This window comes from Bacillus sp. FDAARGOS_1420 (genome assembly GCF_019344915.1).
GTDB classification, from domain to species: Bacteria; Bacillota; Bacilli; order Bacillales; family Bacillaceae_G; genus Bacillus_A; species Bacillus_A mycoides.
The window spans coordinates 1238494-1260978 of sequence record NZ_JAHWJB010000001.1 but is presented as its reverse complement, the minus strand read 5'-3'; the positions used below and the strand labels follow the sequence as shown (position 1 = coordinate 1260978).

Here is a 22485-nt window from a genome sequence, read left to right as displayed (position 1 = left end):
CCTAATTATTTTTTAAGTGTTAATGCGTGATCTAAAACTGCTTCTCCATTCATCATGCCGTAGTGCATTGAGTTAATAACATCGACTCCAACATTTTTCTCATCGGCAAGCGTTTTCATTGTAGAAAGCATGTAACGAACTTGTGGTCCTAGTAATAATACATCTGCTTGATCGATATTGTTTTTTACTGCATCCCCAGATACAGCCCAAATTTTACCTTCTAGACCACGAGCTTTTGCAGCCGCTTCCATTTTTGTAACTAGTAAACTTGTAGACATCCCTGCTGAACAACATAATAAAATATTCATTTATAAATCCCCCTTGTGTAGTATAAAAATTTTATGTTTTATTTATTTTTCTTTACGCTATTTATTAATGCAATTATCGTGCCAACTTTTCAAAACGCCTAAAATCAGCGTTTTTTCGAGTTATTTCTTTGTGTGTTACCGCTTTCAATCAGTGTGTCCCCCAAAAAACACACAGTGTGTTATAAAACACCTCACTTTTAACACATAACTGTATGAAAATAGATTAGTGTTTAGTTGTCTAGTTGTGTTTAAACAAAAAAAACACTAAATTATTTTTTAACACATAAAAAAACCTTGCCTAAGCAAGGTTCATTCATCCACCGACATCTTCCTATATAATTCTACAAACTCACTCGCCAATTCCTTCACCGTAATTGCGTTCATTAAATGATCTTGTGCATGCACCATCAAAAGGGTAACTTCGGTTTTTCCCCCGGCAGCCTCTTTCTGTATGAGCTCTGTTTGTAAGCGATGCGCCTCTTGCAATTCATTTAAAGCTTCTTGTAGTTTCGCTTCTGCTTCCTGAAATTCACCGCGCTTTGCACAATCAATTGCTTCCATTGAGCAGCTTCTCGCATTACCACCATGTAAAATTAAGTGAAAAGCTTTCGTCTCTATCGTATCCATTTTAGTTCTTTACTCCCCCTTTTCTTCCGCTACTTTTTGTTTATCCCATATTTTTAAGAACGGTAAGTAAATAAAGAATGCAAGTGCAAAGTTAACAAGTTGTAAAACAACACCTGAAATTTTCCCGCCTGATCCTAAATATCCACTAAAAAGAATAGGTGTCGTCCAAGGTACAGCCGCTCCGCTCGGACGTGCGACCCATCCCCATTCCATTGCAAAGTAAGAAACAATCGTTAACACAACTGGAACCAATATAAATGGAATAAGTAAAATTGGATTCATTACAATCGGCATACCAAAAGTTACCATCTCATTAATATTAAATATACCAGGCGCAATTGACAATCGCCCTAAACTTTTTAATTGCTGACTTCGCGCAAATAGTAACATTCCTACAACTAAAGCGAGTGTTGCACCAGAACCACCCATATAAATCCATAAATCAAAAAACTGTGCGGTAATCGTATTCGGTACATCTTGCCCTGCTTGAAAAGCAACTCGGTTTTGATCCATTAACGACAACCAAACGGGGCTCATTACACCACCAACAATAGTAGCGCCATGAATTCCACAAGACCAAAGAACATGAACGAGAATAACTGCTATTATTGCGCCCCAAAGACTAGCACCAAGTACACTGAGTGGTTCCTGTAAAATTTGCCCCACAATATTATGGATACTGCCAAAAGAAGTATTTTCTATAATTAAGCGCAAAATCCAAATAACCGTTACAACAATAAAACCTGGAACAAGTGCCGCAAATGAACGTGTCACAGCTGGTGGAACTGTCTCCGGCATCTTTATAATCATCTTTTTTTGTACAATAAACCGATAAAGTTCAGTAGATATAATTGCAATAATCATCGCTACAAATAAACCTTGGCTTCCCATTAGCGCCGCTGGGATTGCTCCATCTACAATCACACTTTCCTTCGTGCTTGGTATAATATATGCAACTTGAAATGGAGTTGCAAGCAAGAAGGTTACAAGCGATAATGCACCAGATGCTAAAGCATCTACTTTATAATACTCACCAAGTCTGTAAGCGATTCCAAAAACAGCTATTAAAGCCATTATATTAAAAGTTGCACTAACTGGATACCCTAAAGCTCTCTGCCAATTCTCACCAAATAAACCTGCCATAAAATCATTATATCCTGGTATTGGTAATGCACTAATAATAAGGAAAAATGATCCAATAATTAAGAAAGGCATCGTTAAAATAATTCCATCACGAATAGCCTGCAAATGCCTCTGCTCTGCAACCTTTCCTGCCACTGGCATCACATATTTCTCTAAAAACCCTATCATCTATCCCACTCTCCTCATGGTTTCATGGACAAAGCTGCTTGTAAGATAGCCTCTCCATTACAAAGTCCGTAATGGACGGATTGAATGACATCAACAGGTATTCCCTTCTCCTTACATAATTCTTTCATTTTCGGTAATAAATAACGTACTTGCGGTCCAAGTAAAAGTACATCTGCAGTATCAATATGATTTCGCACTTCTGAACCTGATACAGCCCAAATCTTTACCTCTATCCCTCTTGCCTCTGCTGCTTTCTCCATTTTTGTAACAATCAAACTGGAAGACATTCCCGCTGCACAGCAAAGTAAAATATTCATCTCGCTCCCCTCCCCCTTTTTCCAAACCTAAGTTATGGTGTAGCACTTGCCACCACTAGGTTACAAATATATATGTCTAGATTTCTAACTGTATGCCGAGCTTAAAAACAAAAATTTCTCGGTTTTCACGCTATTCCATCTATCCGTATTTTCCTAGTAAAGAAGTCTCTAACTCGCTATAATGATTCAGTATGATTTTTTATAATCGATAGGAGGGTATATTTATGAAGGCATATCGCTTTCCGCTTATTTTATTATCTTCTATCCTAATTGGTGGTTTCATTGGTTATTTCATGGGTGCCGATGCAGTTGCTTTAAAGCCGCTTGGTGACATTTTCTTAAACTTAATGTTTACGATTGTTGTACCTTTAGTATTCTTTAGCATCGCGTCATCTATTGCTAATATGGATGGATTAAAACGTTTCGGTAAAATTATGTCTAGTATGGCTGGAACTTTCTTATTTACAAGTATTTTAGCTGCTATTTTTATGATTATTATCGTGAAAGTATTCCCGCCAGCACAAGGTGTTGTATTAGAACTAACGCAGCCTGATAAAGCTGAAAAAGCAGTTAGCGTTGCTGATCAAATTGTTGGTATCATAACAGTATCGGACTTTTCAAAGTTACTATCTCGCGAGAACATGTTAGCTCTTATTTTCTTCTCTATCTTAATGGGGGTTGCAACTTCAGCAGTTGGTGAAAAAGGGAAACCATTCGCTACATTCCTACAAGCTGGTGCAGAAATTTCAATGAAAGTTGTATCTTTCATTATGTACTACGCTCCAATCGGACTAGCTGCCTACTTCGCAGCATTAGTTGGTGAATTCGGACCACAACTTCTTGGAACTTACTTCCGAGCAGCAATGGTATACTATCCAGCTTCTCTTATTTACTTCTTTGTATTCTTTACATTCTATGCGTACCTTGCAGGTCGCAAACAAGGTGTACAAGTATTTTGGAAGAACATGGTCTCTCCTACAGTTACATCACTTGCAACTTGTAGTAGTGCCGCAAGTATTCCATCGAACTTAGAAGCAACGAAGAAAATGGGTATTTCTTCTGACGTTCGTGAAACAGTTGTCCTTCTTGGATCTACACTTCATAAAGACGGATCTGTTTTAGGCGGGGTATTAAAAATTGCTTTCTTATTCGGTATTTTCAACATGGAATTCGAAGGACCGAAAACATTAGCAATTGCACTTGTTGTTTCTCTATTAGTAGGAACAGTAATGGGTGCTATTCCGGGCGGGGGTATGATTGGTGAAATGTTAATCGTTTCCCTATACGGATTCCCACCAGAAGCATTGCCAATTATCGCAGCAATTAGTACAATCATCGATCCTCCTGCAACAGTGTTAAACGTAACAGGAGATAACGCTTGTGCCGTAATGACAGCTCGCCTTGTAGAAGGTAAGAACTGGATCAAAAACAAATTTGCTTAATAAATAGAAAGAGGATGCTCCTAACAAGCATCCTCTTTTTTGTTGTGATAGATATATTGGAACAATCCATTCTGCCACAAATTTGTTATAATCTTCACAAATATTCCACACCTATTATCCATTCTCCGTACTATAATCATGTATGGAAAAGGAGATGGATATAGTGACACAAAGCGCACCAGAATTCAAAGTTTTGCAAAGCATTGCATTTCTTGCTGTCGTTTTGCAAAGTTCCTTATTATATACAATGAATCAAGGAAATGTCTTACTCGAGCAATCCCTCATTATGGGCATGCTATTTAATCTTGCAAAATTTTCAGCACCTGCATTCATATTTATCGTCGGCTTCCATTTAATTCGGCAATATACGAAGAAACTCGTTTATACAGAGTATATTTATGAAAAATCCACACATTTACTCATCCCTTATTTCTTTTGGTCTATTCTTTATCTATTAACAACAAACGATGTCATTACACTACAAGGCGGAATAAAAAGTTTATTACTCGGAACAGCTGCACCTCATCTTTGGTACGTTATTATGATGTTCCAAATTCACTTATTGTTCCCGTTACTATGCACACTATTTTATTGGTTTCAAAAACGAACAGAAAATAAAAAAGACATATATAAATATATGACCATTTTCGCTTGTCTATATTTCTTCTTAATGTGGTATTCTTCTCACTACATTTTTAATGGAGAGAAACTGACTAGTTCAACCATTTTACATTATACAGATCGTTCCTTCTTCTTCTACTCATTCTATTTCGTCATGGGAGGAATAGCTGCTGTATCATTAAAAACTTGGCGTATATTTGTCATGAAACATATTCCGCTTATCACAACACTATTTTTCATCTTATTTTTATTCATCAATTATGAGTTATTTAGTTTTTACGGCGCCAATTCTATTCATTTAACGGTTTCTACTTATTTAAAACCGTCCATGTTTTTATATATTGTTTGTGAAATTATGATACTGTACGTGTTATCTATTACAATTGTACAGCGACGTGGTTTCTTATATAAAGCTTTACGTTTTATCGGGAATTACACGTATGGCGCTTATTTAGCTCATTTTTTCTTCTTGCAACTATGTACAAAATTTCTTTCCTTATTCGCACTGCAAGAAAACACAATATTATATAGCCTATTACTATTTATATTAACGACCACAATCTCTATTTCAGCAATGGTCATTGGCAGCATACTACCATTTCATACGTGGATTACAGGGCCTTCCCCTACGACAAATATGAAATGGGCGAAGATTGCCATTCGGAAAAATCATGAAAAAGTATTTAAACCATATATTTGATATAATAGTATTCCATACAAGAAAAGAAAGTAGGACACACCTATGATTAATCAAATTGGACAAATTATGTTATATGTAAATAACCAAGATGAATCAGTACAATTTTGGACAGAAACAGTAGGATTCCAAATCGTTGCGGAAGAAAATAACGGTCAAGGATTTCGCTGGATTGAAATTGCGCCGGCAAAAGAAGCTGGAACAAGCATCGTCCTTCACGATAAAGCGTTAATTGCGAAGATGCAACCTGAATTAAACTTAAATACACCTTCACTTATGTTCTTCTCTAATAACTTAGATCAACTGTATAAAGATCTTTCTGAGAAAAACGTTACAGTTGGACAAGTTGTAGATTTACCTACAGGTAGAGCATTCAACTTTGCTGATAATGAAAATAATTACTTTGCGGTAATGGAACGTAAATAAAAAAGAAGCTATCCTAAAAAAACGGATAGCTTCTTTCATTTTAAGAAACTTGTTCTGCATTCGTTTCCCTATGCTGTATATGGCTCGTGATCCAAGCAATTCCGCCAGCAACAACGAGATAGCATAATAAAATTAAAATCTGCATTCGTAATTGCGACCAATCTCCTAAAGAGATAACATCTTGTAATCCTCTAAGAGAATGAGACATTGGGAGAAACTGTCCAATTTTGCTAAGCACAGCTATATTTAACTCTCCTGGGAAAGTACCCCCGCTCGTCGCTAATTGCAGGACGAGAAGTGTTACCGCCGCGAACTTCCCAACAAGACCAAATACCGTTACTAACATAAGAATAAATGTCATGAACGTAAAGGAAATAACAATACTTGATAAAACAAAGAGTGATACACTTGCAACTTCTAATCTCATAACCCCTAACACTACCACATCTACAAGTAGTGCTTGAATGAGTCCAATTAAATATACTAATCCTAGTTTATTAATAAAATGTACTGTTCCGCTTACCTTCATATTTTGTCTACGGCCAAGAGGTAAAATATTCGATGCCATAATTCCGCCAACATAAAATGCCAGTGATAAAAAGTATGGTGCAATACCTGAACCGTAGTTAGGCACATCAGAAACTGTCGACTTCACTAATTGAACCGGCTCTGAGAACATCGTATTGCGTGCATCATCATTGCGAACATCCGCTATCTTCTCTGCGCCCTCTCCCAATTTCGTAGAAAGTTCTTTCGCACCATCGTCAAGTTTAACAAGTCCGTCCGTTAACTTATCAGCACCATGATTCAGCTCTGTTCCGCCACTCGCAAGGTGATTTACACCTTCTTGTAATGATGTAAATCCATTTCCCCACTTCGTAAATCCATCAGCTAAATTCGAAGTACCATCTGCTATCTTTTTCGTTCCAGCGGTAGCTTCGTTTAACTTAACTCCGAATGTATTCATGCCTTCCTCAATCTTATGCTGACCATCAGTAAGCTTCCGCGCACCTTGTGTCAATTGTTGTTGGCTATTATTTAAAGTGTTTGTTGCTTTAGCTAATCCGTTAGAAGTAGCAATGATCTTTTGAAAAGCAGGATCTTGCTGCACTTCTGGATGACTTTTCACGTACTCTTCTAATTGTTGTTTTACACTATTTGCTGCATTGTCCGCTTTCACTTGCCCTTCAGCAAGTTTCTCACTTCCGTTCACCCATTCATTTGTACCAGCACTTAATTCACTAACTCCTGATTGTAAAGTTTTTTCACCTTGCGCTAGTAACTCCATACCACTATGAAGTGATGTCGCTCCTTGACTAAGCTCATTTGCACCGCCACTTAAGGCAGATTGGCTAGAAGCAAGTTTTTCACTTCCCTCTTTCACTTTTGATGTCCCGTCACTTAAACGATGAATACCATCTGCAAGCTCATTTGCCCCATTTCTTGCATCTATCGTTCCTTCATGTAACTTCTCAGCGCCATTTCTTGCATCACTCAACCCTTGTGCCAAATCTTGAAACTTTGAAAAGACACCTTCTGTATAAGATTTCGTAATACTATTTGAGATTTTTGTTTTCATATTTTCAACAGCTGTCGTTCCAATTTGAGCTGCTACAAAGTTTTTCCCTGGATTTACTTTGTACTGCAGCCTCGCCGGCTCTGGTTTCTCATCCATTAGTGTACTTACCTTTTTAGAGAACTCCTCCGGAATCGTAACCACCATATAATACTTATCTTCTTTTAGCCCTTCATCAGCATCTTTTTCTGATACGAAATGAAACGCCAATTCCTTATTCTCTTTTAAATTTTTAACAAAATCGTCTCCAGCCTGGATTGTTTTTTCATCCATCACAGCACCCTTATCTAAATTAACAACTGCAACAGGTAATTTATCTAATTTTCCGTACGGATCCCAATATCCAGCTAAGAAGAATCCTGAATAAATTAAAGGAACGATTAATAAAAAAATTAAAGCGATACGTCCATGTTTATGGTTCCACATCGCCTTCCAATCTTTAAATATAAGTTGAATTCCCTTCATGAAACATACTCCTTCTCCTAATTTAACACCCTTCGAATGGTTTAACAGATTTACTATACACGTCACTTTCCATACTGTATAATACATCTTTAATTATCAATTCATTCCTTTTGGTCTATAGAAAGGAGATTCGAAGTGGAACTTCTTCAATTAAAATACTTTCAGACAGTCGCACGACTAGAACATATGACAAAAGCAGCTGAAGAATTGCATATCGCGCAGCCTTCACTCAGTAAAACAATCGCTAGACTAGAAAAGGACTTAGGCGTCCCCTTATTTGATCGCCAAGGTCGACAGATTACATTAAACTCTTTCGGCAAAGTATTTTTAAAACGAGTAGAACGCATTTTTCATGAATTAAGTGAAGGGGAACGTGAAATTAAAGATTTAGCTGAATTACAACAAGGCTCTATTACACTTGCAGTTTCTATTCCAAGAATATTACCCGAGCTACTCGGTTCTTTTTTACTAGAACACCCTAACGTTCGATTCCAACAATTTCTCGCATCTACTCCTTCTATGAAGCGGCAACTAGATAATATGGAAATTGATTTTTGTATCTCCTCTGTACCAATTGAAGGCGAGGAAATGGTTTGGGAACCACTTATCACAGAAGAAATTTTCTTAGCTGTTCCTTCAGGACATCGGTTATCAAACCGCGAAAGTATCTATTTGCATGAAGTAAAAGACGAATCATTTATTAGTATGAACACTGGTTACGGATTTCGGCACTTAACAGATGAATTTTGTAAAAAAGCTGGTTTCACTCCACATATCGCTTTTGAAGTAGATGAACCAACCGTGATTAGCGATCTCATTAAGCAAGGTCTTGGCATCGCCTTTGTCCCAAGTTTAACTTTATTAAAAAACTCTACTTTAGCATCAAATAAGTTACGTATTATTGAACCTAATTGCGAACGAACTATCGGCTTAAGTTGGTCGAAGAAGCGCTATTTATCAAACACCGCCCAGCAATTTCGTGAATTCGTGATTGATTACTTCTCCAATATTAGGGCGTAAAATTATATCGCTTTACAAACAAATAACGACACAAATAAAAGGTACCATCCCCATAGGGTGGCACCTTCTATTTTTTACTCTTATCCAATTCCATTTCCGCTAAAAGCGGCAATACGTTATCGAAAATATGTGTATTATTATTCTCACCTGTTACATATCCACCATAATATCTACTAAATACATTATCATTTCGGAATGTATTCATCCGCTCATACAATTCCTTCGCAAACTTTGTATCACCTGTTTGTAGTACGTACAAAATTGTTAATCCGTAAGATGCTGGTGATTCATAGTTCACAGCTTGTTTTCCCGTTTCTAAGTTATAACGACCATATAACTTTCCGTCTTCGCGAAATTTCTTCTTTATAAATTCCAAATAAGCATCTGATGAAAGACCGCCTAAACTACGATGATAAGCAACGTATGATTGATCAATAAGATTCACTTCTTTATCGTACGTAAATGTCCCATCATCTTTATACTCTTTCGGGAATGCCCAGCCCTGCCTTGGATAATCCGCTAAAAACTGAACAACTTCCTGATACTGCTGTGCAGAAATTTTTCCATACTTTTTCATATAAGAGAATGCATGCGGATTTATGTAAGATGTTGTTGCAAAGTTATTTTGTTTCCCTGTATCTGCATCGTAATAATCAACGTAATAATCACCTTTTTTATTATAACGAAGTACAGAATCACTCAATTGATCTGCAAGGTTTTTATAGCGATCTTCCTTGTACATTTCATAAGCACGATATAATTGTTCTATAATACGAAGATCATCGATAAGTGCATTAGTAGCTGACTGCATTTCTCCCTTTTCAGAGATTTTCCATATAACGATGCGATCCTTGTGTACAAAGTTATTTTGAATAACCTTCACTTGTTCATCAAATAAAGCTTGATCATCTTTATCAAGTGTATATTGTAGCCATAACCCTGCAGATTCTGATAAAGCTTCACGGCCCTTCGCTTCACCCTTACCTGCCTTTGTATCCTCTAAGCGATACGTTGCAAGTGTTCCATTTTCATTCACCATATGTCGTAAAATAAAATGCTCGGTACGATTTCCTTGTAAGGCTGACCAAAATACAACTCCACCTAAAGCGATTAAGAGAATAACCCCAATCCCTATATATAAACGTTTTCGCAAGCTTTTCACCTCCTTTTAAGGCTAACCTTAATTTTACCAGAACATACGCAAATATAAAAAAGACAATCCTTTAGATTGTCTCTCTCACCTTATCCTTCGCAAGCCTCTTTAGAAGGTCTATATAGCGATTCCACAAGTCGATCATATTCACGACGCGTAATTTCTTTATTATACAACTTTAATAATAAATCTCTATGCTCTCTTGAAAATGCCATCTTTTTAATGACTTCAGGATACATAAAACACCCTCTCCATTTCACATAAACTTCTTCATCCCGGAAATAGAACTTACGTTCGCATAAAGGATTATAAAAGATTCAGCCCTAAAAAACAAATAAAATATTACCAAATATCAATTTCTTTTTCTTTAGAATATTTAAACATCAAATTATCGTACTCATTTTTTAAATACATATATATTTTTGGTAGTTTTTTGAATAAATTTTCCAATTAAATCAGAAAATAATGGCAAAAAGAAGAGGAGTATACATATGGATACCGTAACATTAGCAAGGGCATTTTTTGGTTCTTCATTAGCATTCCACATTATCTTTGCAACGCTTGGAGTCGGGCTTTCTTTAATGATTTTTATAAGTGAAATACTCTATCACTGGAAGAAAGATTCCGACTATGCCATTATGGCAAAAAGATGGACAAAGGCTTTTGCTATCCTTCTCGGTGTAGCAATTCCAACTGGAACAATTGTTGGTGTACAAATTTCACTTCTTTGGCCTGGTTTCGCCAAAATTGTTGGGCAAGTTATTTCCGTTCCGTTTCAAATTGAGATTTTCGCCTTCTTTTTAGAGGCTTTATTCATGTCTATTTACGTATATGCGGCTGATAAACTGCCTCCAGTTATGAGATTAATCTCGCTATTTTTCGTTATGATTGGCGCCACTGCATCTGCCGTGCTTATTACATCGGCAAACACATGGATGAATACACCTGCGGGCTTTTCAATGAATCCAGATGGCTCAGTTTTTAACGTTGATCCGTGGAAAGCTTTCTTTAATCCGAGCTTTGGCACAAGTGCATTCCACGTCGTTATTACGGCCTATACAACTGGAGCAGCTGTTATCGCTTCTATCGCTGGATTTAAATTATTAAAGAAAAATTTAAGTGCTCGTGAAATTGCTTACCATAAAAAAGGATTATTGCTCGGGCTTGTCGTTACATTTATCACAGGTGCTACGATGTGGCTTTCAGGACACGAATCTGCTATTGCCTTACATAAACATTCACCTGAAAAACTAGCATCTGCTGAAGCTTTGTTTGAAACGACATCACACGCGCCTTTATCGATTGGCGGGGTTGTGGACCCTAACACACTTGAACTAAACTATGCCCTTGAAATTCCGAACATGCTTAGCTTATTAGTGGGACTAGACCCTAACACCGTTGTAAAAGGTCTAAAGGAATTCCCACAAGAAACATGGCCACCATTTTACACACATACACTGTTCAACTTAATGGTTGGCACCGCTGCCTTTACCTTTGCAGTTGCAGCTATTGCCCTCTTATATTGGTACTTTGTTTACCGAAAAAAAGGAGTAGAGTTACCGAAGTGGCTTCTTTGGGGAGCTGCCGCCTGTGGACCCGTTATGTTGCTCGGTATTGAATTCGGATGGATTTTTAGTTGTAGTGGTCGTCAGCCATGGACAATTTATGGCATGCAACGCACGGTAGATGCTTCTACGCGCGCTGATTTCGTCGGTCCTTTATTTGTTTTATTCATCATTTTATATATCGGACTCGGTATTTTAACAGTCTTTGTACTACGGACATTCTTTAAGAAACATCCATTAAAGAATGATTTACATCACGAAGGAGGCGATTCTCGTGCATGAGGAAAGCATTGCAATCATCATCTTATGGGCTCTTATTTTCGTATATAGCATACTAGGTTCTATTGATTTTGGAGCTGGTTTTTGGGGCATGGTATACGCTAAACACCCGACACTTGCTGCCAAGCTTGCTAATCGGTACTTATCACCAACTTGGGAAGTAACAAATACGTTTCTTGTCTTTGTCGTCGTTGCTTTTCTCGGTTTCTTCCCAAAAGCGGCCTTTACCCTTGCAACCGTTATGTTTGTACCAGTTATGTTAATTTTAGTACTCGTTGCGATTCGTAGTACTTTTATGGTATTTGCTTACTCCCTGCCAAAATACCAACACCTTCTTCGGATTATTTCAGGTATTACTGGGCTCTTAATCCCAGCTCTATTAATTACCGTTCTGCCAGTTACAGAAGGTGCCTATATTACGATGTCTGAAGGAAAAGAAGTGCTCCTTTATGGAAAACTTCTTTCTAGTCCCGTTATTTATTGTTATATGCTCTTCGGACTAACTTCGGAACTATTTCTATCATCTCTCTTTCTTGCTGATTTTGCTAGGGAACAAGGTTCTGAAGATACGTACCGAATTTATAGAAGAAATGCCATCATACTTGGTCCTGCAACGCTCGTGACTGCTATTATCGCTCTCGTTGTAATGGACCCTGAAACACACTGGCTTATGCAAGGACTCATAAAGCAATTCCCATGGTTTACAGTCTCTATCATTTTATTTGTTATCGGATACTCTTCCCTTTGGTGGACAAATAAGAAATATGGCACACTAGGCTTTCCTCGCATTGCAGTTTTAGCTGTCGTCGCTCAATATGCATTTGCAAGCTACGCTTACGGCGTCGCCCATTTACCTTATATCATTTACCCGGACGTAACTGTATTTACAAGCTTTACGACGGTCGAAACATTCTATGCACTTCTTATTCTTTACGCAATCGGGATTGCAATTTTACTACCAGGATTTATTTTCTTCTGGAATTTATTCTTAAAAGATCGAACATTTTTAAAGGAAAAATAGTAAATGAGGGGTATTCACACATTGAATGCCCCTCATTTATTAGACTCCTCTCCTAATAGTTATTACACTACTACTTATACTTGCCTTATTGCTCAAAATACACATATTCACTAGATTCAGGTAGATGCCTAGTTCTTCTTATTTTCTTTTGAATATAATGCTATATAAACTTGAGACAAGCTACATTTGTTCAAGGGAAAATAGAAAGGTAGGTTAAATATGAGCATTGAAATATGGATTACTATTATTGTATTCTTCTTAACGATGATTGTTATCTTTTGGCGCCCTCGTGGTATAAATGAGGCGTGGCCGGCAGCAGTCGGCGCCGGCATTATCCTCATTACTGGACTTGTATCAAAACCAGACGTCATAGACATTATAAGTAAAATTGGAGGCGCCTCCATAACGATATTAGCGACCATCGTTATGGCAGTTATATTAGAAAGCTTCGGCTTCTTCCACTGGTCCGCAGCAAAACTCGCAAATTTAGCGAAAGGTTCCGGACACCGCCTATACTGGTACATTCAATTACTATGTTTTCTTATGACTCTTTTATTTAATAATGACGGTAGTATTTTAATTACAACTCCAATTTTAATCCTTCTTCTGAAAAATCTTCAATTAAAACCTCATCAACAAATCCCTTATTTATTAAGCGGTGCTTTAATCGCCACTGCATCTAGTGCACCAATCGGTGTAAGTAATATTGTAAACTTAATTGCATTAAATATCGTCCATATGACTCTTTATATGCATACTGCTATGATGTTTGTACCTGCAACACTAGGACTACTGTTTATGTCATGGCTTATGTATACAGTTTTAAAGAAAAAACTTCCAGAAAGATTACCTGTTTCTTCATATGATATTGAAGAAATTTTCTTCACGAAAAACTTCCATCCGTTAAAAGGACAAAATTCTGTTAATACGAAACAAAAACGTACGAAATTCATGTTAAAAGTATTAGGCTTCGTCTTCCTTATGCGCTGTCTTCTATTCGTTGCATCCTTCTTATCGATTCCAATCGAAATTGTTGCCGTACTCGGTTCACTCGTTCTTCTCATCTGGAGATGGTACTACTTACGAACAAACCCAGTCGATATTTTGAAAAAGACACCGTGGCACATTTTAATTTTCGCCTTCTCTATGTACGTAATTATTTACGGGCTTCATAACGCAGGATTAACAGCGGCGCTTGTCCATTGGCTCGAACCAGTTGTAAGTCAGCATCTACTCTATGCCAGCTTTGCAATGGGCGGACTCGTTTCCCTCCTCTCTAACGTCTTCAATAACCACCCTGCACTTATGATTGGTACAATCACATTAACAGAAATGGGACTAGATCCAGTCACATTAAAAACGATCTACCTCGCAAATATCATCGGTAGTGACATCGGTTCACTATTATTACCAATCGGTACACTAGCTTCCCTCATTTGGATGTATATCTTAAGACAAAACAAAATTAAAGTGAAATGGAAAGATTATTTAAGCGTATCTCTCATCGTAATCCCACTCACAACAGTCGTCACATTATTCCTCTTATACTACTGGGTACAATTATTCTTCGCCTTATAGACGACAGAAGCCCCCTTTGCTACCGTCTTAGCAAAGGGGGCTTCTTCTATATTTAAGTTAGGTACAGTGTGATCAATCAAGTAAAGAGGTGTGACGTGTTATTGATATAAATGACTACCAGTTTCTTTGAATTCTACCGCTTTCTCTTTCATTCCTTTTTCAATTGCTTCTGTCGTTTCTAAGTCATTTTCTTTCGCATATTCACGAATATCATGTGAAATTCTCATACTACAAAACTTTGGGCCACACATTGAACAGAAATGCGCTGTTTTCGCCCCTTCTGCTGGCAACGTTTCATCATGGTACTCCATCGCGCGTTCAGGATCTAAAGATAAATTAAATTGGTCGCGCCAACGGAATTCAAATCGTGCTTTTGAAAGTGCATCATCACGCTGATGAGCCGTTTTATGCCCTTTCGCAAGATCGGCTGCATGCGCAGCGATTTTGTACGTAATAACCCCTTCGCGAACATCATCTTTGTTCGGTAAACCTAAATGTTCTTTCGGTGTTACATAACAAAGCATCGCCGTTCCAAACCAGCCGATCATCGCAGCACCAATCGCTGAAGTAATATGGTCATAACCTGGTGCAATATCTGTCGTTAACGGCCCAAGTGTATAGAACGGCGCGCCCTGACAAATATCAAGTTCTTTCTCCATATTCTCTTTAATTAAATGCATCGGTACATGCCCAGGTCCTTCAATCATAACTTGCACATCATGTTTCCAAGCGATTTTTGTTAATTCACCAAGTGTTTCAAGCTCAGAAAACTGCGCTTCGTCATTTGCATCTGCAATAGAACCTGGACGTAATCCATCTCCAAGAGAGAACGAAACATCGTACTGCTTCATAATTTCACAAATCTCTTCAAAGTGAGTATATAGGAAGTTTTCTTTATGATGGAATAAACACCACTGCGCCATAATCGAACCACCGCGTGAAACAATACCTGTCATACGCTTTGCAGTAATCGGAATGTAGCGAAGTAATACACCAGCGTGAATCGTGAAGTAATCAACACCTTGCTCCGCCTGCTCAATTAACGTATCACGATATACTTCCCACGTTAAATCTTCTGCAATTCCGTTTACTTTTTCAAGCGCTTGATAAATTGGCACAGTTCCAACTGGTACCGGAGCATTACGAATAATCCACTCACGTGTTGTATGAATGTTTTTACCTGTAGATAAATCCATAATCGTATCTGCACCCCAGCGAGTCGCCCACGTCATCTTCTCTACTTCTTCTGCAATAGAAGACGATACAGCAGAGTTTCCGATATTTGCATTTACCTTCACGTGAAAATTACGTCCAATTATCATCGGTTCCGCTTCAGGATGGTTAATGTTCGCCGGCAAAATCGCACGACCTTCTGCAATCTCCTTACGAACAAATTCAGGTTCTACCCCTTCACGAATCGCAACATATTCCATCTCAGACGTAATAATGCCATTACGCGCATAATGCATTTGCGAAACATTTGCACCTTGCTTCGCTCTAAGCGGCTTACGATCCATTTGCGGGAAAACAGGTATATGTTTTGAAGCCACTTTCACACCGTCATCCTCAGGTTTAATTTCGCGTCCTTCATAAGCTTCCACATCACCACGCCCCAAGGTCCAAGAGTGGCGCGGCGCATGCAACCCTTTTTCCAGCTCCACTTTATACTCTGGATCTGTATAAGGTCCACTCGTATCATACACACGGATTGGCGGATTTTGAACACCGTTCGTATCGCTTTGTTCAATCTCGCGCATTGGTACTTTCATGCCTTCACGTGTTCCATCCACATACACTTTCTTACTTCCTGGTAAACTCGATTTCAATTCAATTTGCTCAGCTGAAACAGACTGTTTCATAACCTTTGTTGCCCCCCTGTTCGTGACAAGGACGAGATATGGCCAGCGCATGCCAAAATAAAAAGAGCCAGGTCCATAAACGAATAAGGACCTGGCTCATAAAGACATAATTATGTAAAGCCGTTAACTTCCCTACGCTGGTACGAGCCAGATCAGGTCCAAAGGGTTAAGAAGTTCACACACTTCTCTCTCAGCCTACGCATACGTTAGGCACCCCTAGTTTATCACTGATTTAATTTTCAATACTTTCCCATCATACACTATAATCTGAAAAATGCAAAGTTTATTTCTTTTGTTGTTTACGGAATCATCCAAGTTAAATAATAAGCTTGCACATACGTCATAATCCCAACAATAGTAACGAAGAATAAACTATGCTTCAATGTAAAGCGGAACAAATCTGACTCTTTCCCAGCAAGTCCAACTGCCGCACAAGCAATCGCAATTGATTGCGGAGAAATCATTTTACCTGTTACACCGCCCGTTGTATTTGCTGCAACAAGAAGTACTTCAGATACACCGACTTGCTGCGCTGTAATTGCTTGTAAATTCGAGAACAGTGCGTTCGCTGACGTATCTGATCCCGTTAAGAATACGCCAATCCATCCTAAGAATGGTGAGAAGAACGGGAATAGTCCGCCAGTTCCTGCAAGTGCTAACGCTAATGTAGAAGATAGACCAGAATAGTTTGCGATAAATGCGAATCCTAATACGAATCCAATAGATAGAATTGGCATTTTTAGTTCGTTTAACGTTTCTTTAAATGTTGCTACTGCATCTTTTGCACTCATTTTCAAAATAAAGATAGAAATGATACAAGCAATTAAAATTGCTGTTCCAGTCGCTGATAAAATATCTAATTTCAAGATTGCTTCATAAGGTGTTGGTTTATTTACAATAGGCTCTGCTTTCATTACTAAATTGTGCAAGCCTGGAACTTCAAATTTAAATACGAGACTTTCTAAAGCGCCGCCCGGAGCGAATAACGCTTTAAAGAAACTCTGGCTCCAGATGACTACCATCACAGTCAAAATAATGAACGGAGACCACGCTTTTACTACTTTTCCTACCGTTAGTTTCGGCATAGATGTCGTTGTCGTCGCCGCGGCTACTTCACTATTCGCTTGCTTAGTTTGATAAATTTCTTTCGGCTGCCAAACTTTTAAGAATAGCGATAAACTTACTAAACTTACAAGCGCTGACGTAATATCCGGAAGTTCTGGTCCTAAAAACGTCGCTGTAATAAACTGTGTAATTGCAAATGAACTACCCGCTACAAATAAAGCAGGCCACGTTTGTTTTACTCCTTTAAATCCATCCATTAAAAATACGATAAAGAACGGAACAAATAAAGATAAGAACGGTAATTGATGCCCAGCCATTTGTCCAATTTTATGCGGATCAATGCCTGTTACTTGTCCAGCAACTGTAATCGGAATCCCCATCGCTCCGAACGCTACTGGTGCAGTATTTGCGATTAAACAAAGACCTGCTGCATATAAAGGATTTAGCCCAAGGCCTGCCAGAAGCGCTGCCGTAATCGCTACTGGTGCACCAAATCCTGCTGCCCCTTCCAAAAATGCTCCAAATGAAAATCCGATTAAAATAACGAGTAAACGATGATCATTCGTAATGGATAATACAGATGCACGAATGACATCAAATTGACCTGTTTTCACAGAAATTTTATATAAAAATACTGACATAATGATAATCCACGCAATTGGCCATAATCCGTATAAGAAACCGTATCCGGTCGCTGCCATTGCCATTGTGAATGGCATTTTATACGCAAATAACGCCACCAAAATCGTTAATACAACTGTAATAAATCCTGCCACATACCCCTTCATGCGGAAAACTGCTAAAGCTAAGAAAAAAAAGATGATTGGAATAAGTGCGACTGCTGCCGAAATCCAAATGTTACCGAACGGATCGTAAACTTGTGTCCATGTGTTCATTGTTCTCTCCCCCTAAAGAATCCCCTTTTAAATAAGATATAACCTTATCAATAGACTACCAGGTCATCATACCTTTAAGTCTAAAAAATATAAAACGTTCAAGAAAACGTTTTCAATAATTTTATCACAACAATTTTCATTTAAAAAGATTTTTTTGAAAATTCCATCATTTAAAAAGGAAATCTTACAAAAGCGTCACGTTCTTGTAATGTTAATCGATAGGAAGGTTGCCAAATTTATCGCATACTAAAAGTATAACAACGGACATTACTTATGAGGTGATATATATGAACGGAAACAAAATATTAGCAGCTTTATCATACTTTAGTGTATTATTTGCACCTATCTTATTCCCTATTATCGTGTGGATTGTGGGCGATTCTGAAACGAAACCACATGCGAAACGTGCTCTATGGACACATATCGTTCCAAGTATCGCTTCATTTATTGGATTAGTTATTTTAGGAATTATGGGCATCGGATCTGATCAACCAGACGTAACACTTGGAATTGGGGCAATCATCGTCTTATGCATTTGCGGAATCATTAGCTTATACTACTTCATTTGGAATATCGTGAAAGGTATTAAGATACTGAAAGCTTAGTTTTAAACAAACGTTTGATTAAAAAGGAACTGCCCAAAAATTAATGTCGCATGATTGTAAATGAAATTTTATCGGCGATACGACAAGAATAACCTACCTATTAATAAGAAAAAACCGTCCCAAAATACCTTTTGGGACGGTTTTTTTATCTTCTGCGTTTCTTCTTTTTTCTCATCATTTTCTTTCGGCGCGTATTCGCTTTATCCGCTATAATGTGGAGCGTACTCGCTACAACAATCCCCATTACAAACGTTACAATTTCAACCTCGTGTTCCTTCGCAATTTCTATTAAATTTCCACCGAATGCGATTATATTTAATAGGAATAAAAACGGAGAAAACACGATTAACATGTATGCAATACGAATAATATCACCAATTATAATCGTATGTGTGAAGAAGGAACGATGGGGCATTACGCTCCTATATGGATACCAAAAAACACGGAGGAATCCCCATTTATTATACGCATTACTGTACGTATCTAAATCCGGTGTTAAAAATGAAGTACCTACTAAAAAGCCAATTGCAAAAGTTAATAAAAAATCAAAACTTGTTAATCCATACGAAAAGAGCATAAACAAAACAATCGGAAGGGATATTAAGTTTATTTTCGTATGCGTTCTTCCTGATGGCATAATGCACTTCCTCGCTTACGTTCGCCCTGTCATCCTATGACAGTTCTCACCTATTGATCTAATTTTTGATCGATAAATGATGTGTCTATATCCGAACCAAACCATTCTGCCAACTTCACTCGCGACTTATCTTTCACATCTTCATTTACGTATATCGATGCTTGTAATAGTGCGGCCATTAACGCACCTAAATCATCCGTATAACCGACTCCAGCAATGAAATCTGGAATGGCATCAATCGGTGCAATGAAATAAGCAAGTGCTCCGATTACAATAATTTTCACTCGTTTTGGAACATCCGGTCTTTGCAAAACGTAAAACAACAATAAACTCGCATAGATTACCGACTGCCCTGCCTGCTTCGCAACATGTTTTATTTTCTTCCAAAACGCTTCAACTGAAAATTTTTGTTTCATTCAAAAGCCTCCCTATTTTCAAAAGAAATAAGCTACAATATGTTATGTTATCAGTAAAAGTTCATCAAAATTACACATAATCTATCAATGAAATTTCATTGTAACAAACAAAACCAAAAAGAACAAGTGTTCGTTAATTTTTTCATATTTTCCTTCATATAATAGTTTTCTAGACAACCACTTAAAGATTTCTATTCCATATTTCTCAACCAAAAAACTTTCAATTCCGCTTAACATTCTTTTCTATTTTTGTTATATTTTCTAGTTGACGGGCATATAAACGAATGTTAAAGTTTTCTCTGGTAGTGACAAATCACATACAAAAAATGTAAAATGTTATAGTGTTTCTCAGAAATGAATTTTGTTGTATAATACAGAAATGACGTTATGCTTATGAGCAGCACAAGAAACCAAAAAGGGTATGCATAGTTAAAGTCGTATATGGGTGAATATAGAAACTCTAATTATGGCCAAGAAAACTATGTATTTTTTATTTTAGCATTTTTCGCTCCAAAATCGACCAAGCCTGATAGAGAAAGGGTGGAAATGAATGAAAGAAACCATGAAATCACAATTTCAAAATGTGCGTTTCACTTTATTCGTAGCTTTGGCCGTATGGCTAAAATCCTACATCATTACACGCACTAGCTTCGATTTAAAACTTGAATCTTTCATGCAAGAATTCATTTTATTCATTAGTCCATTAGCAGCATCATTACTGTTTGTGGGTCTTGCATTATTTGCAAAAGGGAAAAAACGTAACTATATAGCACTAGGAATTAACTTTATCTTAACGTTCATTCTTGTTGGTAACGTAATGTTCTACGGATTCTACAATGACTTCGTTACTTTACCAGTACTAGGACAAACGTCTAATTTCGGAAGTTTAGGTTCTAGTGTGAAAGAATTATTTAACTTCAAAATCATCCTTGCATTTGCGGATATTATCGTATTCTTCGTTCTATTGAAGAAGAAGAAAGATTTTGCACCGACAGAGCGTGTAGCACGTCCGATGCGTTCTCTATACTTCGTGTCAACAGTTGCTATTTTCTGCGTAAACCTAGGATTTGCAGAAGCTGAGCGTCCAGAACTATTAACACGTTCATTCGACCGCGTTATGCTTGTTAAAAACTTAGGATTATATGTACACCAAGCATACGATCTTGGCCTACAAGCAAAATCAAGTTCACAAAAAGCGTTTGCTGATAGTAGTAAATTACAAGAAGCAGAAAACTATGTGAAAACAACACAAAGTAAACCAGATCCAAATATGTATGGTACTGCAAAAGGGAAAAACGTAATTGTTGTCTCTCTTGAATCATTACAAACATTCTTAATCGGTGCGCAAGTTAATGGACAAGAAGTTACACCATTCCTAAACCAATTTGCGAAAGAAAGTTATTACTTCGATAACTTCTTCCATCAAACTGGGCAAGGTAAAACATCTGATGCTGAATTCTTAGTAGATACTTCGTTATATCCACTAGACCGTGGTGCTGTATTCTTCACACACGGTAACAACGAATATACAGCAACTCCAGAAATTTTGCGTGAGCAAGGGTATCACACATCAGTATTCCACGCAAACAACGCAACATTCTGGAACCGTAACATTATGTATCCGGCACTTGGTTATGATCGTTACTACAACGAACTTGACTACAAGATTACGCCAGAAACAAAATTAAACTGGGGACTAAAGGATATCGAATACTTCGATCAGTCTATCGATATGTTAAAACAAGTGAAGCAGCCGTTCTATACTCGCTTCCTTACTTTAACAAACCATTACCCATTCACTTATGATGACGGTACGAAGTTAATCGATGAATACAACTCTGGCGATGGCGTATTTGACCGCTACATGGTAACAGCTCGCTACTTAGACGAAGCAATGAAGCACTTTATTGAGCGTCTAAAAGCTGAAGGTATTTACGACAACTCTGTTATCGTATTCTACGGTGACCATTATGGTATTTCTGAGAATCATAACCGTGCAATGGCACAGTTCTTAGGAAAAGAAGAAATCACTACATTTGACCATATGAACTTACAAAAAACACCGATGTTTATTCACGTTCCAGGTCAAAAAGAGGGTAAAACAATTTCAAAACCAACTGGTGAAATTGACATTAAACCAACAATTCTAAACCTACTTGGTGTAGATTCTTCGAATCAAATCCAATTCGGTCATGATGTATTCTCACCAGACAATAAAGGATTCGTTGTTCTTCGTGACGGTAGCTTCATTACAGATAAGTACATGTACACAAACAGTACATTCTACGATCGTAACACAGGTGAAGTTGTACAATTACCGAAAGAAGAAGCTCAACCACTTATTGATCGTGCACAAAATGAATTGCACATGTCTGACAAAATCATTGAAGGCGACTTACTTCGCTTCTCTGAAAGCAATAAGATCAAAACTGGTGAAGTAAAAACGGTTATTAAAGAAGAAAAGAAGAGCGCTGAGTAACCTCAGCCTCTTTTTTATTTTCCTCTCTACACATTCTTCTATACATTAACTTTAAAATTACATAACCTTCACCTAATATTTACACCACATTAACGAAACATCTTTATAATAAAATATGTAAA

20 protein-coding genes and 1 riboswitch are annotated in these 22485 nt (G+C 37.6%); of the genes, 9 read left to right on the top strand and 11 right to left on the bottom strand.

The features are described 5' to 3' along the window. Positions 1-5: 5 nt before the first annotated feature. The 4 genes from I6L50_RS06510 to I6L50_RS06495 all read right to left on the bottom strand — a co-directional run bounded on the left by I6L50_RS06510 (position 6) and on the right by I6L50_RS06495 (position 2563). On the bottom strand, positions 6-308 hold the full coding sequence (locus I6L50_RS06510) for a PTS sugar transporter subunit IIB (RefSeq protein WP_002089627.1): 303 nt from the start codon (positions 306-308) through the stop codon (positions 6-8). A gap of 309 nt (positions 309-617) precedes the next feature. Beyond that, a complete protein-coding gene (locus tag I6L50_RS06505) occupies positions 618-935 on the bottom strand; it encodes a PTS sugar transporter subunit IIA (RefSeq protein WP_219300914.1) in 318 nt (105 codons plus the stop codon). A gap of 9 nt (positions 936-944) precedes the next feature. Further along, a complete protein-coding gene (gene celB / locus I6L50_RS06500; protein WP_219300913.1) occupies positions 945-2246 on the bottom strand; it encodes a PTS cellobiose transporter subunit IIC in 1302 nt (433 codons plus the stop codon). A 14-nt stretch (positions 2247-2260) separates the two neighbouring features. Then, on the bottom strand, positions 2261-2563 hold the full coding sequence (locus tag I6L50_RS06495; protein ID WP_002139105.1) for a PTS sugar transporter subunit IIB: 303 nt from the start codon (positions 2561-2563) through the stop codon (positions 2261-2263). Between the two features lie 224 nt (positions 2564-2787). Between I6L50_RS06495 and I6L50_RS06490 the strand changes: the two genes are divergently transcribed. The 3 genes from I6L50_RS06490 (at position 2788) to I6L50_RS06480 (ending at position 5749) form a co-directional block, all read left to right on the top strand. Then, positions 2788-4005 carry a dicarboxylate/amino acid:cation symporter gene (locus I6L50_RS06490; RefSeq protein WP_002139104.1) on the top strand — a complete coding sequence of 406 codons (1218 nt, stop codon included), beginning with the start codon at positions 2788-2790 and terminating at the stop codon, positions 4003-4005. Between the two features lie 163 nt (positions 4006-4168). Beyond that, positions 4169-5326, top strand: coding sequence for an acyltransferase (locus I6L50_RS06485; RefSeq protein WP_219300912.1), 1158 nt, complete (start codon positions 4169-4171; stop codon positions 5324-5326). Positions 5327-5368: 42 nt separating this feature from the next. Beyond that, positions 5369-5749, top strand: coding sequence for a VOC family protein (locus I6L50_RS06480; protein WP_219300911.1), 381 nt, complete (start codon positions 5369-5371; stop codon positions 5747-5749). Positions 5750-5789: 40 nt separating this feature from the next. Here the strand turns inward: I6L50_RS06480 and I6L50_RS06475 are convergent, their stop codons facing one another. After that, on the bottom strand, positions 5790-7790 hold the full coding sequence (locus tag I6L50_RS06475; protein WP_219300910.1) for a YhgE/Pip domain-containing protein: 2001 nt from the start codon (positions 7788-7790) through the stop codon (positions 5790-5792). 135 nt (positions 7791-7925) lie between these two features. Between I6L50_RS06475 and I6L50_RS06470 the strand changes: the two genes are divergently transcribed. Beyond that, positions 7926-8810 (top strand): LysR family transcriptional regulator, encoded by an 885-nt coding sequence (locus I6L50_RS06470; RefSeq protein ID WP_002129960.1) that lies wholly within the window; start codon positions 7926-7928, stop codon positions 8808-8810. Positions 8811-8877: 67 nt separating this feature from the next. Here the strand turns inward: I6L50_RS06470 and I6L50_RS06465 are convergent, their stop codons facing one another. Both I6L50_RS06465 and I6L50_RS06460 read right to left on the bottom strand, forming a co-directional pair. Beyond that, positions 8878-9963 carry a transcriptional regulator gene (locus tag I6L50_RS06465; protein ID WP_219300909.1) on the bottom strand — a complete coding sequence of 362 codons (1086 nt, stop codon included), beginning with the start codon at positions 9961-9963 and terminating at the stop codon, positions 8878-8880. A gap of 89 nt (positions 9964-10052) precedes the next feature. Next, complete coding sequence (locus I6L50_RS06460; RefSeq protein WP_002016173.1) at positions 10053-10202, bottom strand: hypothetical protein; 150 nt, start codon at positions 10200-10202, stop codon at positions 10053-10055. A 252-nt stretch (positions 10203-10454) separates the two neighbouring features. Here I6L50_RS06460 and cydA point away from each other — a divergent pair, with 252 nt between their 5' ends. The 3 genes from cydA to I6L50_RS06445 all read left to right on the top strand — a co-directional run bounded on the left by cydA (position 10455) and on the right by I6L50_RS06445 (position 14406). Continuing rightward, positions 10455-11810, top strand: coding sequence for a cytochrome ubiquinol oxidase subunit I (gene cydA, locus I6L50_RS06455; RefSeq protein WP_002034780.1), 1356 nt, complete (start codon positions 10455-10457; stop codon positions 11808-11810). Beyond that, entirely contained in the window at positions 11803-12828 is a 1026-nt protein-coding gene (locus tag I6L50_RS06450; protein WP_002089640.1) for a cytochrome d ubiquinol oxidase subunit II, read from the top strand. Before cydA ends, I6L50_RS06450 begins: the two co-directional genes overlap by 8 nt. A 219-nt stretch (positions 12829-13047) precedes the next feature. Further along, the gene (locus I6L50_RS06445; protein WP_113936238.1) at positions 13048-14406 is read left to right on the top strand and encodes an arsenic transporter; all 1359 of its coding nucleotides are present in this window, start codon (positions 13048-13050) and stop codon (positions 14404-14406) included. A 98-nt stretch (positions 14407-14504) separates the two neighbouring features. Here the strand turns inward: I6L50_RS06445 and thiC are convergent, their stop codons facing one another. Both thiC and lldP read right to left on the bottom strand, forming a co-directional pair. Then, positions 14505-16265 (bottom strand): phosphomethylpyrimidine synthase ThiC, encoded by a 1761-nt coding sequence (gene thiC, locus I6L50_RS06440; protein WP_113936237.1) that lies wholly within the window; start codon positions 16263-16265, stop codon positions 14505-14507. 112 nt (positions 16266-16377) lie between these two features. Further along, positions 16378-16493, bottom strand: a riboswitch (TPP riboswitch). Positions 16494-16564: 71 nt separating this feature from the next. Continuing rightward, entirely contained in the window at positions 16565-18226 is a 1662-nt protein-coding gene (lldP, locus tag I6L50_RS06435; protein WP_002143782.1) for an L-lactate permease, read from the bottom strand. 287 nt (positions 18227-18513) lie between these two features. On the opposite strand from lldP, the gene I6L50_RS06430 reads away from it, so the two are divergent. Beyond that, positions 18514-18831, top strand: coding sequence for a magnetosome magnetite crystal formation protein family (locus I6L50_RS06430; RefSeq protein WP_002167374.1), 318 nt, complete (start codon positions 18514-18516; stop codon positions 18829-18831). A 145-nt stretch (positions 18832-18976) separates the two neighbouring features. Here the strand turns inward: I6L50_RS06430 and I6L50_RS06425 are convergent, their stop codons facing one another. After that, entirely contained in the window at positions 18977-19468 is a 492-nt protein-coding gene (locus I6L50_RS06425) for a metal-binding protein (protein WP_219300908.1), read from the bottom strand. A gap of 50 nt (positions 19469-19518) precedes the next feature. Next, entirely contained in the window at positions 19519-19884 is a 366-nt protein-coding gene (locus I6L50_RS06420; RefSeq protein WP_002089647.1) for a YkvA family protein, read from the bottom strand. 550 nt (positions 19885-20434) lie between these two features. Between I6L50_RS06420 and I6L50_RS06415 the strand changes: the two genes are divergently transcribed. Beyond that, a complete protein-coding gene (locus I6L50_RS06415) occupies positions 20435-22363 on the top strand; it encodes an LTA synthase family protein (RefSeq protein ID WP_219300907.1) in 1929 nt (642 codons plus the stop codon). Positions 22364-22485 lie beyond the last annotated feature (122 nt).

Excerpts from the sequence above, each read along its gene's own strand:
- I6L50_RS06505 (WP_219300914.1), bottom strand. The coding sequence starts at position 935 with ATGGATACGATAGAGACGAAAGCTTTTCACTTAATTTTACATGGTGGT.
- celB (WP_219300913.1), bottom strand. The coding sequence starts at position 2,246 with ATGATAGGGTTTTTAGAGAAATATGTGATGCCAGTGGCAGGAAAGGTT.
- I6L50_RS06510 (WP_002089627.1), bottom strand. The coding sequence starts at position 308 with ATGAATATTTTATTATGTTGTTCAGCAGGGATGTCTACAAGTTTACTA.
- I6L50_RS06425 (WP_219300908.1), bottom strand. The coding sequence starts at position 19,468 with ATGCCATCAGGAAGAACGCATACGAAAATAAACTTAATATCCCTTCCG.
- thiC (WP_113936237.1), bottom strand. The coding sequence starts at position 16,265 with ATGAAACAGTCTGTTTCAGCTGAGCAAATTGAATTGAAATCGAGTTTA.
- I6L50_RS06415 (WP_219300907.1), top strand. The coding sequence starts at position 20,435 with ATGAAAGAAACCATGAAATCACAATTTCAAAATGTGCGTTTCACTTTA.
- I6L50_RS06460 (WP_002016173.1), bottom strand. The coding sequence starts at position 10,202 with ATGTATCCTGAAGTCATTAAAAAGATGGCATTTTCAAGAGAGCATAGA.
- I6L50_RS06420 (WP_002089647.1), bottom strand. The coding sequence starts at position 19,884 with ATGAAACAAAAATTTTCAGTTGAAGCGTTTTGGAAGAAAATAAAACAT.
- I6L50_RS06480 (WP_219300911.1), top strand. The coding sequence starts at position 5,369 with ATGATTAATCAAATTGGACAAATTATGTTATATGTAAATAACCAAGAT.
- cydA (WP_002034780.1), top strand. The coding sequence starts at position 10,455 with ATGGATACCGTAACATTAGCAAGGGCATTTTTTGGTTCTTCATTAGCA.
- I6L50_RS06430 (WP_002167374.1), top strand. The coding sequence starts at position 18,514 with ATGAACGGAAACAAAATATTAGCAGCTTTATCATACTTTAGTGTATTA.
- I6L50_RS06445 (WP_113936238.1), top strand. The coding sequence starts at position 13,048 with ATGAGCATTGAAATATGGATTACTATTATTGTATTCTTCTTAACGATG.
- lldP (WP_002143782.1), bottom strand. The coding sequence starts at position 18,226 with ATGAACACATGGACACAAGTTTACGATCCGTTCGGTAACATTTGGATT.
- I6L50_RS06495 (WP_002139105.1), bottom strand. The coding sequence starts at position 2,563 with ATGAATATTTTACTTTGCTGTGCAGCGGGAATGTCTTCCAGTTTGATT.
- I6L50_RS06490 (WP_002139104.1), top strand. The coding sequence starts at position 2,788 with ATGAAGGCATATCGCTTTCCGCTTATTTTATTATCTTCTATCCTAATT.
- I6L50_RS06475 (WP_219300910.1), bottom strand. The coding sequence starts at position 7,790 with ATGAAGGGAATTCAACTTATATTTAAAGATTGGAAGGCGATGTGGAAC.